Source organism: Gemmatimonadota bacterium (assembly GCA_026706845.1).
Taxonomy (GTDB): Bacteria; Latescibacterota; UBA2968; order UBA2968; family UBA2968; genus VXRD01.
Genome location: JAPOXY010000240.1, coordinates 30,132 through 43,743, shown reverse-complemented (window position 1 = coordinate 43,743; position 13,612 = coordinate 30,132). Strand labels below are relative to the sequence as shown.

15 protein-coding genes and 1 other RNA gene are annotated in these 13,612 nt (G+C 52.6%); 7 read left to right on the top strand and 9 right to left on the bottom strand.

Annotated features, from left to right (window positions below):
* The first annotated feature begins 71 nt into the window (after nt 1–71).
* From OXG87_21280 to OXG87_21270, 3 genes are all read left to right on the top strand, one after another.
* Nucleotides 72–1,007, top strand: coding sequence for an SDR family oxidoreductase (locus OXG87_21280; protein ID MCY3872088.1), 936 nt, complete (start codon nt 72–74; stop codon nt 1,005–1,007).
* Between the two features lie 53 nt (nt 1,008–1,060).
* Nucleotides 1,061–1,445, top strand: a transfer-messenger RNA (tmRNA) gene (gene ssrA / locus OXG87_21275).
* Nucleotides 1,446–1,526: 81 nt separating this feature from the next.
* The gene (locus tag OXG87_21270; GenBank protein MCY3872087.1) at nt 1,527–2,663 is read left to right on the top strand and encodes an acetylxylan esterase; all 1,137 of its coding nucleotides are present in this window, start codon (nt 1,527–1,529) and stop codon (nt 2,661–2,663) included.
* 42 nt (nt 2,664–2,705) lie between these two features.
* Here OXG87_21270 and OXG87_21265 read toward each other — a convergent pair whose 3' ends face one another.
* The 6 genes from OXG87_21265 to queC all read right to left on the bottom strand — a co-directional run bounded on the left by OXG87_21265 (nt 2,706) and on the right by queC (nt 7,580).
* Entirely contained in the window at nt 2,706–3,455 is a 750-nt protein-coding gene (locus OXG87_21265) for a hypothetical protein (GenBank protein ID MCY3872086.1), read from the bottom strand.
* Between the two features lie 23 nt (nt 3,456–3,478).
* Nucleotides 3,479–3,913 carry a CopD family protein gene (locus tag OXG87_21260; GenBank protein MCY3872085.1) on the bottom strand — a complete coding sequence of 145 codons (435 nt, stop codon included), beginning with the start codon at nt 3,911–3,913 and terminating at the stop codon, nt 3,479–3,481.
* 10 nt (nt 3,914–3,923) lie between these two features.
* Complete coding sequence (locus OXG87_21255; GenBank protein ID MCY3872084.1) at nt 3,924–4,724, bottom strand: phytanoyl-CoA dioxygenase family protein; 801 nt, start codon at nt 4,722–4,724, stop codon at nt 3,924–3,926.
* 1 nt (nt 4,725) lies between these two features.
* The gene (locus OXG87_21250) at nt 4,726–5,448 is read right to left on the bottom strand and encodes a polysaccharide deacetylase family protein (GenBank protein ID MCY3872083.1); all 723 of its coding nucleotides are present in this window, start codon (nt 5,446–5,448) and stop codon (nt 4,726–4,728) included.
* 11 nt (nt 5,449–5,459) lie between these two features.
* On the bottom strand, nt 5,460–6,797 hold the full coding sequence (locus OXG87_21245; GenBank protein MCY3872082.1) for an aspartate aminotransferase family protein: 1,338 nt from the start codon (nt 6,795–6,797) through the stop codon (nt 5,460–5,462).
* A 99-nt stretch (nt 6,798–6,896) separates the two neighbouring features.
* Nucleotides 6,897–7,580, bottom strand: a complete 684-nt coding sequence (gene queC, locus OXG87_21240) for a 7-cyano-7-deazaguanine synthase QueC (GenBank protein MCY3872081.1) — start codon at nt 7,578–7,580, stop codon at nt 6,897–6,899.
* A 190-nt stretch (nt 7,581–7,770) separates the two neighbouring features.
* On the opposite strand from queC, the gene OXG87_21235 reads away from it, so the two are divergent.
* Both OXG87_21235 and OXG87_21230 read left to right on the top strand, forming a co-directional pair.
* Nucleotides 7,771–8,049 carry a type II toxin-antitoxin system RelE/ParE family toxin gene (locus OXG87_21235; protein ID MCY3872080.1) on the top strand — a complete coding sequence of 93 codons (279 nt, stop codon included), beginning with the start codon at nt 7,771–7,773 and terminating at the stop codon, nt 8,047–8,049.
* Nucleotides 8,050–8,060: 11 nt separating this feature from the next.
* A complete protein-coding gene (locus OXG87_21230; GenBank protein MCY3872079.1) occupies nt 8,061–8,360 on the top strand; it encodes a HigA family addiction module antitoxin in 300 nt (99 codons plus the stop codon).
* 14 nt (nt 8,361–8,374) lie between these two features.
* Here the strand turns inward: OXG87_21230 and OXG87_21225 are convergent, their stop codons facing one another.
* A complete protein-coding gene (locus OXG87_21225) occupies nt 8,375–9,343 on the bottom strand; it encodes a ribose-phosphate diphosphokinase (protein MCY3872078.1) in 969 nt (322 codons plus the stop codon).
* Nucleotides 9,344–9,464: 121 nt separating this feature from the next.
* On the opposite strand from OXG87_21225, the gene OXG87_21220 reads away from it, so the two are divergent.
* The gene (locus tag OXG87_21220) at nt 9,465–10,568 is read left to right on the top strand and encodes a hypothetical protein (GenBank protein MCY3872077.1); all 1,104 of its coding nucleotides are present in this window, start codon (nt 9,465–9,467) and stop codon (nt 10,566–10,568) included.
* Between the two features lies 1 nt (nt 10,569).
* Here the strand turns inward: OXG87_21220 and OXG87_21215 are convergent, their stop codons facing one another.
* Entirely contained in the window at nt 10,570–11,517 is a 948-nt protein-coding gene (locus OXG87_21215; GenBank protein MCY3872076.1) for a hypothetical protein, read from the bottom strand.
* Nucleotides 11,518–11,551: 34 nt separating this feature from the next.
* Nucleotides 11,552–12,979 (bottom strand): sulfatase-like hydrolase/transferase, encoded by a 1,428-nt coding sequence (locus OXG87_21210; protein MCY3872075.1) that lies wholly within the window; start codon nt 12,977–12,979, stop codon nt 11,552–11,554.
* Between the two features lie 236 nt (nt 12,980–13,215).
* Between OXG87_21210 and OXG87_21205 the strand changes: the two genes are divergently transcribed.
* Nucleotides 13,216–13,612: hypothetical protein (locus OXG87_21205; GenBank protein ID MCY3872074.1), on the top strand; the 397-nt coding region annotated here is incomplete at its 3' end.

The window sequence follows — 13,612 nt, the reverse complement described above, 5'->3', positions numbered from 1 at the left end:
CGATACGCGCAATGCCACGCAGGCCGTATCTGGAAAGAAAGATCACGTCTTTAAACTGTAACAGGGATTATATGCGTATTTTACTAACAGGTGGCGCGGGGTTTTTGGGATCGCATTTGTGTGACCGATTGCTGGATGAAGGGCACGAACTAATTGTCATGGATAACCTGTTGACCGGACGTGCAAAAAATATCGCACACCTGTTTGGTCAGAATGGTTTTACATTTATCAAACACGATGTGACGCAATACATCTATGTGAAGGAGCCACTGGATTATGTATTGCATTTTGCCAGCCCGGCCAGCCCCGATGATTTTTCGCGCTATCCCATTCGCATCCTGAAAGTGGGCGCGCACGGTACGCACAACGCGCTCGGTGTGGCGCGTGCAAAAAAAGCGAAGTTTTTTTTGGCCTCAACATCCGAAATTTACGGCGATCCGCTGGTACATCCGCAGCCAGAATCGTATTTGGGCAATGTCAATACACTGGGCGTGCGTGGCGTCTATGACGAAGCCAAGCGCTTTGCCGAAGCCATGACAATGGCCTATCACCGCGAAAGCGGGATCGATACGCGGATTGTGCGGATTTTTAATACCTATGGCCCCCGCATGCGCAAAAACGATGGACGAGCCATTCCCAATTTTGTCAATCGGGCACTGGCAGATGAACCACTGAAAGTATATGGCGACGGCAGTCAAACGCGCAGTATCTGTTATGTTTCAGACCTGATTGAGGGGATCTATCGATTGATGCACACGGATTATCATGCGCCCGTAAACATCGGCAATCCATCGAGTGAAACATCGATGTTAGATCTGGCAAAAAAGATTATTGAACTAACCGAGAGCAAAAGCGAAATCGCGCTCATGCCCAATGCACAAATCGGCGACGATCCTCAAATGCGACAACCCGATATCACCCTGGCCAAAAAACTCCTGGGATGGGAACCCAAAGTGACGCCAGAGCAGGGATTGCGACAGACAATAGAGTGGTTCAGGGAGAATTAGGCTGTGGACCGCTTGACGGAAAGGATTAACTTAGATATATTTTTAAACGTGCTGGGGGCGACACGGCTTCGACGGGGGTGGAGAGATAATAGCTGCGTGTCGAGGTACCCAATCACCTCGTAAAACAATTGGGAAAAAACGCAACTGCGGACGATAACACGTACGCAATGGCTGCCTAACTAACCGTTACGCAGTCCGTTCTCTCAGACCTTGCCTGCGTGGTCTGGGCAGAGCGCCGACGAGAGCAGGCTGGTGCGGGGGTTTCCGCTCGAGGGCCTCCGGATGAGAGTGGGCCACAGCCCCAACCATCGAGTTGGCATCTCAGCGACCCTGTCTGTTGGGGCGCGAGGTGCGAGATCCTAAGTGAATAGACTACACACGTAGATGCCGTTATCAAACTGCTTTCGGACGCGGGTTCGATTCCCGCCGCCTCCACCATTCTTTTAAGCCTATCTACAGGCTGGCCCTTCACCGTTCCACGGCACGCCGTCCCCCCGCTACCCTACCAAAGACATTCCCATGAAAACCGAATCCCTGCGCCGCGCCCTGCACGACCTCCTGGGCATCCCCGCCGCCCGCTGCGACCTGGCTCCGGAGTCCCGCGGACAGATCGAACGGGATGGAATCGTCGTCGAAAAATGGATCTGGACGAGCGAACCCGGTTCCCGCGTCCCCTCCGTACTCTATCGACCCGCACACCCCACCGCACCTATGCCCTCCATCGTAATCACCTGCGGCCACGGCGGCAGCAAAAGCCAGTGGCAGTACACCTACATCCCCCAACTCTACGCCAAACTCGGGCTGGCCTGCCTGGTTCTGGACCCAGTGGGAGAAGAAGAGCGGCACATCTGCGGCGACCTGGGTACCCGGGCACACGATCCTGAAGAAGTCCACACCTGCGCTGATGATGCTGGCCGGCTCATCATGGGCAAGCTCGTCTTCGACACGATGCGGGGCATCGATTTCCTCTTCACCCGGAGCGACATTGACCAGGAGCGCGTCGGTGTGGCGGGGAACTCCCTCGGTGGTGCCAAGGCCTCCTGGATGCTGGCCCTCGACACCCGCCTCAAGCTGGCCCTGGTCTCAGGTTGGGCACTGTGTGACACCATGACGGTCACCGGCAAGTTCTGCACCCGCGTCCCGAATCAGCGCCTGCGCACCCTCTGTACCTGGCCGGAATTCCTCTCCCTATCTGCGCCCCACTGCGCCGTCCTCATTCTCAACGGCGACGCCGACGTCATCATCGACACAGAGGGAGACGGTGCCGCGTGGGAAGGTACCCGGAACACCGTGACCTGCGCAGCGCCGAATTTCCCAGACAGCCACATCGCGTGCTGGTTCGAACCGGCGGGAGGTCATCGACCCTACTTCGGATACACCGTCGCCCTAAAATGGATCCACCGCCACCTCGGTGCCCCCGGTTTCGACCCCGAAGAGAGCCTGCCCACCCTCAACTCGGGCGACTGGTGCGACGCCAATGGCATCGTCCTGGAAAAACTCTACGGCACCGACCTCCACCAGCGCGGCGCCACCCTTCCCGACCTCGGCATCCGGCCCATACACCGCACCGATCTATCGTGCCTCCGGCCAGAGGAAATAGGCGACCCGAGCTACACCCTGGAAGGCTGGCTGGAGCAGATCCAGACCTGGCGGTAAATCGCCTCCAGCCACTTAGGCAGCGCAGGGAATCCACTATTCCTAATCCCAGGCCAGATATCGCTCTCTCAATTCATCTATATCCCGCGACGCTTCTCCCAATGCCTCCTCCAAAAAAGCTCGGCACTTTGCTTCGTGCGCCACATCTCTCGGTGCGTTGGGCGAGAGTCCCGATCCTTCCGAATAGACTTGCTCGTGGGCACCTGAACCATCGGTGTAGTGTACGCTTGTCAAAAACCGCCGCGACGTCTGATCCCTGATCCGCCGGCTGTTTCCGCGTTCATAACCTTCCAACCAGACGAATGCAATGATATTGATGTGATGGAACTGTTCCTCGGGAACGCTGCACGCCCCGACGATCTGTTCACGCGTCTCTTCCAACGTATCAGCATGGACGTTCCCCACAAGCTGATGTCCCGCCTTCGATAGGTCGAAGAAGTCACGCAGGTCCTGGTCCCAAAGGTAGCCGGGCGGCCGATGATCGCTCAACTCGAGCGCAATCGTGCAGCGTTTCTGATCTGCGAGCGGCGGGATCTCCCCCGGCATCGCAATCGCAAATGCCCGGTCCCCGGGTACAACGCTCAGAAAGGAACGCATCGTCGTCGATTTCCCGATTCCGCCCGGACCCGACCCCACGATCCACGATGCCCCATTCGTCACATGCGACATCCACCACGCCGCCGTGTCCAAATCAAATGGCCCCTGTTCAATCAGGTCCAGCAAGGACCTCGGTGTTTCTTCCCGGTCCGAATTGATCAATCGTCTCGGAATCACAAATTCGTCGTTTGCCATGTTCACTCCCACTCAAAAGGACACTAAAAAGGTTTCAGAACAGCCAGCGCGACAACGAGGACCACAATAAGCGTTGTGACGTGGCTAAATGTGCGAAAGTAAGCCGCACTTCTGGTATTTTCGCCGCGTTGAAAATTCTTGCGCTGGCGCGACATCATACCGTGCAATCCGGCGAGCATGAGCACGAGTAGAATTTTGGTATGAAGCCACCCACTCGCCAGGCTCTCCGTTGCAACAATTAAAAGAATGCCCGTAATAAAAACCACAATCATACAGGGCATAAGTAGAAGCCGCATAAGATTGTATTCCATCTGTTGAAACACCGCATCTGTATCAGCAGAGGCATCGGCGTGATAGGCAAATAGCCGCGGCAAATACAAAATACCGACCATCCAGCCGATGATAGCGATGAGATGTACAACTTTTAACCACAGGTAATATCCTATCAGGAAACTCACAGTGTACTCCTCAATCGTAATTGCTGCTTTTGTGATCACCCATCAGGCGGCGCTGGCGCGTGGTCGCCTGCTCGATAATTTCGGGATCAAACTGAAACCGGTTGAGATAGGGCGGATATTTTTGCGTAATCATGCGTTTCGCATAGTGGACTTGAAGCAAAAAGCGCGTTTTATCACTGGTATTGGCCGTACCGCGATGCCAGACCTCACTGCGGAAAATGACCACATCGCCAGCATTGCACATAATGGACTTTTCAGTCTGCCCTTTCCAGGATGTATCGCCATCGGGGCTTCTGCCCGAAAGGTGGCTACCGGGAATAAAATTAGTGGGACCAAGGGCTTCGGTAATATCGTCGAGATAGAAATGCGCCGTAGTAATAAAAATGGGGATGCGTACCCGGGAATCCTCAAGTATATCCGCAGGCAGACTCAAGGGGAGCCAGTCAGTATGGAGATTCTGGTCAGGGCGCCCGGGACCCGTCATCCATGCAGTCATGCCAATGCAGTGACAATCGTCGCCATGTATAGCTTCAGCGAGCTCAATCACACCGGGACGGTCGAGAAATTGCAGAAAATGACTGTGCCGGTTGAATGCATTGTTGATGTGTTTATTGATAAAACCAATGTCTTCAGGGCGACCATTTTTGTCAAAACTTTCCGAGATCGGTGTAAGCGCATCCATGTGATCGCGGAGTTTTGCCACTTGATCGGACGTCAATACACCTGGCAGATATGCATAGCCATCGCGATACAGGGCTTCGGTTTGTTCTGCAAGCGTGTCGTAGGCAATAAGGGGAAGAGGGGCGACCATATCAGGACTCCATAGCAATATAGTTTGTGAGATCGTGCAGGGCGATTACCCTGTGTCCATTATCTGTGAGATGCCGCATACAGCGTTCAAAAAATGCGGGTTCGGTATGCACCCATGGATGATCGAGATCGGGTACTCCGTGAAAAGTGAGAACTGTGGCACAACCGTTTTGAGCCTGCTCAAGCGACCACAAGAAATCGTCAAAGTGCCAGTGCGGTCCCGACGCGCCCGTGGTAGGAATGAGAAGCGGATCGTGTTGCTCGGGATTATAGGCCGGGCCGCGACCACCTTCCCTATCATAAGGATATTCGGGTGTAGTGCCACGTCGGGCATAAGTAAAACCGCGTTCTTTGAGTACATCAACAGCTTCGGGAGTATTGGTGTAGCCGGGGTAGCAAAATGTGGTGGGAATCGGGATACCGTAGCGGTCGCATTGCCGATCAATATAGCGGATATCGGATAAAAGTTCCTCCCGTGATTGGTTGGCAACGCTTTTGTGTTGCCGCGTATGATTCCCAATTTCAAAGCCCAGATCGTGTAATTCGCGCACTTCTTCCCAGGTGAGATAGCGCGTTTTATCCGCGAGAAAGTTCAAGCCCTCTGTGATATAGAAAGTGGCATTGAACCCGCATTCGCGCAAGATGGGTGCGGCAAAGGTATGTTGCGATTTGACACCGTCATCAAAGGTAAGGACAACGAGGCCATCTGGTATAGATACAGACATTTATTTTGAAATTAATAGGGCCAAACGCGCAAGCCCTCACGCACGCAGTTGATCAAATCATCGGCGTGTTTGCTCGTCATAGGAAGAGAAACGCAGCCACCTTGACGGATGACAATGCCGTGGTTCAAAAGATAGAAATAGAGCCAGCGGTGTTTTTCGCCACTATCTCGTGCGGCCTGGCGATAGTTGGCAGGTGTATAGTCGAGAAAGTAGATGCGAAAAAGCGAGCCAGCAGTGACAATAGTCGCCGGGATATCGGCACTTTTAAAAGCGTCCTTGAGACCAGCGGCAATATATTCGGTAAGCGAGTCAATGTGGCGATATGCATCTGAGTCCATGGTTTTAAGAGTCATAAGACCAGCGATAGCGACGAGCGGATTGCCATTGTACGTACCAGATTGAGGAATCGCAGGCGAACCAGAAGTGGGATCATACAGAGCCATCACATCTTTGCGACCGCCAAAAGCACCTGCCGGGGTACCGCCAGCAATGACCTTCGCCAGGCAGGTCAAATCGGGCGTGATATTGTACGCCGCCTGTGTACCACCCGACGTCATTCGAAAACTGACAATTTCATCAAAAATAAGGAGAATACTGAGTTCCCGCGTCACATCGCGCAAAAGCGTGAGAAACTCGAGATCCGGCAACGCCATACCAGCAGCCGTAGAAAGCGGATCAATAATGACGCAGGCGAGTTCTTCGGCGTGTTGGCGAATGAGATGTTCACAAGCGCGTGCATTGTTAAAGGGCAAAACGAGGACATTTTCAGCCGTTGCGGGTGCAAGACCGGCAGAAGAAAGCACCGAATGAGGCGCGTCTTCAGGACCGAGGTCGGGAGTAACAGGAGGCACATAGCTTATGAGAGCCGGATCGTCAATACCGTGATACGCACCTTCAAATTTGGCAATTTTTTGACGCCCCGTAAAAGCGCGAGCAACGCGCAGCGCATTGCCTACAGACTCGGTACCAGAACTACAAAAGCGCAGATGTTCGAGAGAAGGAACGCGCTCGCGCAGGAGTTCTGCCCATTCGATTTCGAGTTGGGTAGGACCAAAAAAGGCCGTGCCACTACTGATGCGCTCGCGCAGAGCATCGCCCACAGCGGGATGAGCGTGACCAAGAATGAGGGCGGTGGCGTTGTTGACGAAGTCGAGACGGCGGTTGCCATCGACATCATCGATATAAACACCCTCACCCCGGTCAGCGTAAATTGGGAAGGGATTGACAAAAACACCGGTGCGCGTATTGCCACCGGGCAAAACTTCTTGTGCGCGTTTAAAAAGACGTTGCGAGTGTGCGTTTTGATCGCAATAATCGGCAATGAGTTGATCGAGAGAAAGAGGAGGCATAAACACAATTCTTTGAAGGTGAATGAGATAACTACTTTGTAAGATCGTAAATCCGCATAAATTTAGCAAGCGTACATTGCGGCAATGAAAAACCACCTCCTACCGATAAGCCACCGGATCTTTCATACCATTCTGAGCAAAACCCTGCAAGCGCAACAAGCAGGCGTCGCACTGCCCGCACGCGCGACCTTCTGTATCGGGATCGTAACAGGTACAGGTCATAGCGTAATCAACACCGAGTTCTAATCCCCGTTTGATAATCTCAACTTTGGTCAGATCAATAAGCGGCGTGTGGATCGTGAATGTATCCCCTTCAACACCGGCTTTGGTGGCGAGATTCGCCATAGCCTGAAAGGCGGCAATATATTCGGGGCGGCAATCGGGATAACCGCTATAATCTATGGCATTGACGCCAATAAAAATATCGCGGATATCGAGAGATTCAGCCATTGCAAGCGCGTAAGAAAGAAAAATCGTATTGCGAGCGGGGACATAAGTGACCGGGATACCGTCGGACATTTCGCTCTCGTCTCGATTTTTGGGCACATCGATATCGTCGGTTAGTGCCGAACCACCAAAAGCACGCGAATCAATATTGGCAATAACGTGATCTCGCACGCCAAAATGAGCGGCAATTTTTTTCGCACATTCGAGTTCAGTTTCGTGTCGTTGCCCATAACAAAAAGTGAGCGCATAACACGCGTACCCTTTGTCTGTCGCAATGGCCAGCGTTGTAGTAGAATCCAAACCACCACTGAGTAAGACAACCGCGTTCTTTTTCATAGTTAATCTATCCGTGAACAGAATTTACAGACTGAAGCGTTGGAATTGAACGGCATGTTCAGCCTATCTTTGTACAGGAGTTAAAAATGCCGTAATTTTAAGCTTTTTGCAAGTGGCATGAAAATTGCATGGTAATCGTTCATCGCCTATATATGATTTGACACCTGACACGTTACAGGTTACATTACAAATGATTGAGAAATTTCGGCATAAAGGTTTAGAACTATTTTTTAGAACGGGAAACACTTCCGGCATTCAACCTGCTCAAGCCAAACGGTTGCGATTGATTCTAACGGCACTGAACCAGGCATTGACAATTCGGGACGTGAATCTTCCGGGGCTACGCCTTCATCCCTTGCGAGGTCGTCGAAAGGGATTCTGGGCGGTTTCAGTGAGTGGCAATTGGCGGGTCGTTTTCAGAATTGAAGATGGCGTCGTATTTGATGTGGATCTCGTGGACTATCACTGAGGAACATATTTATGGAAATGTACAATCCGGCTCATCCAGGTGAAATTTTAAAAGAACTGTGTTTAGTACCGCTAAACTTGACCGTGACAGAAGTAGCCCATACACTTGGCGTGGCGCGAAAGACCGTTTCGGAGCTCGTCAATGGCAAAGCCGGAGTAAGTCCAGAAATGGCGATTCGGTTGAGCAAAGCATTTCGGACAACACCCGTCTTCTGGATGAATTTGCAACTGCAATACGACCTCTGGCACGCGCAACAAAAGATCGGTGATCTTCGAATTCCCCCATTAACCGATACCGCTCCTGCGACTTAATGGACCAAAAACCTCTATCCCGTATCCACGATCCAATCTGGAGCCGTGAATAGACTGCTAACTGATTCCCCGTGGTGTATCCTGCGGATCGCCTCACCCAAGAGAGGTGCCACGGATAGGGTGGTCAGATTGGGAGGACATTGGCTCTGTGAAGAAAGTGGAACTGTATCTGTCGTCACCAATTCCTTCACCTCTGCAATTGCACCCAAACGCGGCAGAGCCTGTCCCGTAAAAAGTCCATGTGTGCAGGATACCGTGATGTGATTAACGCCGCGCTCTCGAAGGCGATCAATAAGTTCCACAAGTGTTCCCCCCGTGGCTATCTCTTCGTCCAGAACAATCACCTTCTTCCCCTCTACATCGCCGACAATTGAATCAATCACGACTTTTTCATCACTGATGCGGCGTTTGATTCCGGCAGCTACGGGCAACTTGAGCAGACGGGCAAAATGCGTTGCCTCCTTTGCGCCTCCAAGATCGGGCGAAACAACGACAGTATCCGCCAGGTCTTTGCCCCGAAAATATCTCGCCAACACATGGAGGGCATTGAGATGATCGACGGGAATGCGAAAAAATCCATGCACCTGCGGCGCGTGAAGGGTCATCGTAAGCACCCGATTTGCACCTGCCGTATCAATCAAATCTGCCACCAGTCTCCCTGCAATCGAAATGCGAGGCGCATCCTTTTTATCTGACCGCGCGTAACTGTAGTATGGAATAACGGCTGTCGTACGGGCAGCCGATGCCCCGCGTGCCGCGTCCAGCATCTGCAGGAGTTCCATGAGATGGTCCTGTACAGGTGGCACAAGAGGCTGGATCAGGAAGACATCGGCCTCCCGACAATTGGCGTTCAACTGCACCTGAATGCAATCGTTACTGAAGCGGTTAATCGTGCTCTGACTAAGGGACACGCTCAGATACTGGCATATATGCTCTGCCAATTGAGGATGTGCGTTCCCGCTAAAGACCACAATATCGCGCATTGCGAACTCCTTTCTTGTGAGTGGTCCCATGTTGGTTGGACCTCTATTCGACTTGATCAATTAAATGAATTGCCGTAGTTTTTCACCGACGAATCATTCTGAAATAAAGAAGGAGATTGACATGTCAGGAACGCTTAGATATCTCATCGCACTGCTCCTTCTGCTCGCCTGTTCTGGCAAAGAAAAGCCACTCACCCCCGATCCTTCCTCAGAGGGCAATGGTCAGCAGGAAAGACCCCTGCTTTCAGATGACAAATTCGGTGCCGACATCAACCCCACCGGCAATCCCATTGGCGGAGGCGAGGGTTATAACCGCCTGGTTGACCCATCCGAATACCTGGTCACAAACCGCATGGAACTGCTCGACGCCCTCGAGTTCGCCGGTACTAACCAGATAGTCTATATAGTAGATACCGTCAGAATCGACCTGACCGGACACCAGAACATCGCCATACGCGGGGGCATCACGCTCGCCAGCGGCCGGGGCAAACCCGGCTCCCAGGGTGCCCTGCTCTACTCCAAACAACTCGAAACCATACCTCTCTTTATCGCCGCCGGACCCAACGTCCGTATCACTGGCCTTCGCTTCCAGGGACCGGACACCCTCAGGCGCACCGAGCAGATGAGACAACTCCACGCAGAAGGACGCTACTACAGCATCCCCAACTCTCGCGCCATCCAGACCGAATACCCCAACCTCGAAGTCGATAACTGCGAACTCTGGGGCTGGAGCCACGCCGCGATCTTCCTGCGAGCTGGCTCGACGGACAACCACGTCCATCACAACTACTTTCACCGCAACCAGCGCTATGGCCTGGGCTACGGCGTGGTGCTGGACCAGTCCAACGCCCTTATCGAAGCCAATTTGTTCGACTGGTGCCGCCACCACATTGCAGGCACTGGCAGGCCCGGCACCAGCTATGAGGCTCGTTACAATCTGATTCTGGAAAACGCCAACAGCCACAGCTTTGACATGCACGGCGGCCGAGATCGAGGTGACGATACGCACATCGCCGGCGATCTCATGTTAATCCACCACAACACCTTTCGCGCCACTGGTGTACCCGCCGTAGTCATTCGCGGTATCCCCCAGGAAAGCGCTGAAATCTACAACAACTGGTTTCTCCATACCTTCCCCGCTGACGCCATCAAACAAAACAACGCCACGGGAAACATGCGTCACTACACAAACCAGTACACGCCCAATCGCGTTCTGAAAGACTGAGTCATAGAGATCGCATTACCGCGAGACCCGTCTGCCACTCCCTCCCTCTCATACCCGCATAAACCATGTAGTAGCGGTTGTCGATTTCAATCACCTGAGGCGTTAGTATCCCATCGCAGTCCCATGCATCGGGATCTGGCGAGGGCGAAAAAATTGGATTGTGCGGATTGGGTTCAAAGGTGCGAAAATCGCGCGTCCGCACATGTCCAATCCGCCATGCCTCGCCATCGGAACCCCCGTAAAAGAGATGGAAATACTGTGGACCCTTAAAAATCTCAGCCTCCCGGACACCACAACTATCCCACATTTCTCCGCTACCCTTAAAAATGGGATTGGCGGGATCTTTGGTAACAGCCTCGGGGTCGCTTGTCGGCGCAGTCGCGTGGCATAAGGTCGGCGGATCTGCCGATTCCCCCGTATAAATGATATGTATGGTATCATCTACAACCACAACCGAGGGATGCGACGAACCCTGCCGCTCGTGCGCGGTATCTGAGGCAATCACAGGCGTCTGGCAAACGCGCGTCCATTTGCCAAAATCACCATCCCCCACCAATAAACCCGTCTGCTTTGGCGGCTTTTGTCGTCGCCCCAAATAATAAACATAGAACCTGCCATCGGCGGGATTCCAAAACGGAAAAGGATATTCGATAGTATAATCGTCAAACCCCTCTCTCGAAGGCAAAAGCACGGGATTGCGCGGATCGTGCGCGATCTTTGCGGGATCTTTCACCGGAGCCGTGCTATGCATCAAAATCCAATAGTTGCCCTCTTTTCTCCTCCCCCACAAATAGTGCACCGTATCATCCATCACAAACGCATGGGCTGCAGCGGCCCACTCTGGCGGCTCGCAGGCAATAATGGGATTGACATCCTCAAGCCGCTCGAAATTCGCAAACACCTCAAATGGAATGGCACCGTTCTCTGCAAGACCTGTTGATTCTTCCATATTATTAGTTCTCCTTTTCGCACGCTACCTGCACTTACAAACACCAATCGTAAGGACCGGGACCTGTATGGCAAATCATCTCGGCGATTTGCTGGCGCATAGCTATAATGCGCGGTTGATATTCGGAAAGCTGCGCGAGATTTTGCATTTCGCCCGGATCTGTCTCCAAATCGTACAACTCGTCGATATCAAAACGATTGCGAATATACTTCCAGCGACCATCGAGATTCATCACATGCGCGGCAAACTGCTCTCTTTCTGTTGACCCCCAATAAACGGCCTCCTGGCTGGCGATCTCCGCAAAAATGGGCTGCGGTTCGGGTTGCCGCCCATTCAGAATCGCGTCTGCAACGGAACGACCATCGATTTTCTCGGGCAGTATCTCGCTTGCCAGATCGAGCAAAGTCGGCATTAAATCAACACCGGCAAGCGGGGTCGTCACGCGCAAACCCGTTGGGAGCGCGCGCGGCCACGAAAGCAGGCAAGGAACTCTGACCGAGGCTTCGTACATCAGGCACTTTTCTGTGTAACCATGATCGCCGAGCAGTTCGCCGTGGTCGCTCATAAAAACCACGAGCGTATTATCGCGCATATTCTGATCTTCGAGAACGCCGATCAGACGACCAACCTGCGCATCAATATGGGTGATCAGGGCGTAATAGTACGCCATCATCTCGCGGAATTGCCGATCTGTTACCGTGTCGGGCATGCGAAATTTTACGCGAGTCTGAAAATGCGGTTTACCCTCAAGTGGGTCTCGCAGAGAATCCGGCAGAGGCATTTGATCTACCGGATAGTGTTCGAGCAATTCTGGCGGAATAACGATGAGGGGATGCGGGTCCTTAACACTCAAAAAAAGAAAAAACGGGTCATCCTCTTGCTGGCGCAAAAAATCAATCGCGCGGTCAACCGTCCAGGTCGTACGCTGCTGTCGCGGATCTGTAAGTGTCGTAAATGCCAGTATATTTCCGTACTGGGTGACGGCCGCCTCATCGCTGTAAATATTGGGTATTCCCCCGCGTTCAAAATAATCGAAAAGGGGATCTGTATATTCGTCGCCCAGATATCGATAAGTCTGCCAAAAATCCTCAAACCCGTGCTGTGGCGCATGGTCATCGCCCAGATGCCAGGGACCGACCATGCCACAGCGATATCCCGCGCGTTTCAAAACATCGCCCATTGTAACGCGGTCATGCGGCAGATAACTCCCCCAGTCTTTTCCTCGTTTTGGCCCGTAATTTCGCAATTGCAGATGAGCATGGGGATAGCATCCGGTCAACCAACTCGCCCGAGCAGGCGAACAAACAGGAGAAGCGCAATAGGCATTTTCAAAGCACACGCCACCCTCGGATAGACGATCCAGATGGGGCGTATGAACAACAGAACTACCCGCAAAACCAGCCGCATCCCAGCGCATCTGGTCGCACATCACAAGCACAATATTGGGACGCGACTTTGCCATTATAATGCCTTTCATTACTCACAGCAGAAAAATTTCAGTGATCCGAATAAAGCAAGCATTAGAGAAAGAACAGGCGCAATTTACAGAGCCAAATCAAATGCGTCAAGCAATCGGTCAATAGGGACTACATTTTATACTTGTTTTTTCCAGCAATTTGAGCTTTTCATGAATAAACCGCCACATTCATGCCTGCATATTGGCAGGTAAACAGGTATATTGAGGTCAAGGAGGCTGACATGGACCGGGAAACCATGACAAACGAAGAGAATTACGCCTTTGATTTAACGGGTTATTTGCATGTGCCAGGAGTCCTGACCCGCCCCGAAGTCGTGCGGTTAAACGACGCGATTAATCGGGCCGGATCGCCCGAGGGCATGCTCGGCTGGGAAGGCGATTTGCGCGAACCATTCCGCGATTTATTGATCCATCCCCAACTCGTGTGGTATCTGAATCAAATTGTAGGATACGGTTTCAGGCTCGACCGCACACCCGAAATACTGTGCGACGAAACTTGTGACACCTCTGCCCCCCTGATGGGTGGCAATGAGCCGCGAGATCCCGCACTGGCATATTATCACCAGAACGATCGAAGATTTTGCGAAGGCGTGCGCGTAATCTGGGCACTCTCTGATG

What these genes read in the sequence shown, in the direction of transcription:
- queC (MCY3872081.1), bottom strand. Translation starts at nt 7,580, where the DNA reads ATGAAAAAGAACGCGGTTGTCTTACTCAGTGGTGGTTTGGATTCTACT.
- OXG87_21265 (MCY3872086.1), bottom strand. Translation starts at nt 3,455, where the DNA reads ATGGCAAACGACGAATTTGTGATTCCGAGACGATTGATCAATTCGGAC.
- OXG87_21215 (MCY3872076.1), bottom strand. Translation starts at nt 11,517, where the DNA reads ATGGAAGAATCAACAGGTCTTGCAGAGAACGGTGCCATTCCATTTGAG.
- OXG87_21255 (MCY3872084.1), bottom strand. Translation starts at nt 4,724, where the DNA reads ATGGTCGCCCCTCTTCCCCTTATTGCCTACGACACGCTTGCAGAACAA.
- OXG87_21280 (MCY3872088.1), top strand. Translation starts at nt 72, where the DNA reads ATGCGTATTTTACTAACAGGTGGCGCGGGGTTTTTGGGATCGCATTTG.
- OXG87_21270 (MCY3872087.1), top strand. Translation starts at nt 1,527, where the DNA reads ATGAAAACCGAATCCCTGCGCCGCGCCCTGCACGACCTCCTGGGCATC.
- OXG87_21225 (MCY3872078.1), bottom strand. Translation starts at nt 9,343, where the DNA reads ATGCGCGATATTGTGGTCTTTAGCGGGAACGCACATCCTCAATTGGCA.
- OXG87_21230 (MCY3872079.1), top strand. Translation starts at nt 8,061, where the DNA reads ATGGAAATGTACAATCCGGCTCATCCAGGTGAAATTTTAAAAGAACTG.
- OXG87_21210 (MCY3872075.1), bottom strand. Translation starts at nt 12,979, where the DNA reads ATGGCAAAGTCGCGTCCCAATATTGTGCTTGTGATGTGCGACCAGATG.
- OXG87_21235 (MCY3872080.1), top strand. Translation starts at nt 7,771, where the DNA reads ATGATTGAGAAATTTCGGCATAAAGGTTTAGAACTATTTTTTAGAACG.
- OXG87_21250 (MCY3872083.1), bottom strand. Translation starts at nt 5,448, where the DNA reads ATGTCTGTATCTATACCAGATGGCCTCGTTGTCCTTACCTTTGATGAC.
- OXG87_21245 (MCY3872082.1), bottom strand. Translation starts at nt 6,797, where the DNA reads ATGCCTCCTCTTTCTCTCGATCAACTCATTGCCGATTATTGCGATCAA.
- OXG87_21220 (MCY3872077.1), top strand. Translation starts at nt 9,465, where the DNA reads ATGTCAGGAACGCTTAGATATCTCATCGCACTGCTCCTTCTGCTCGCC.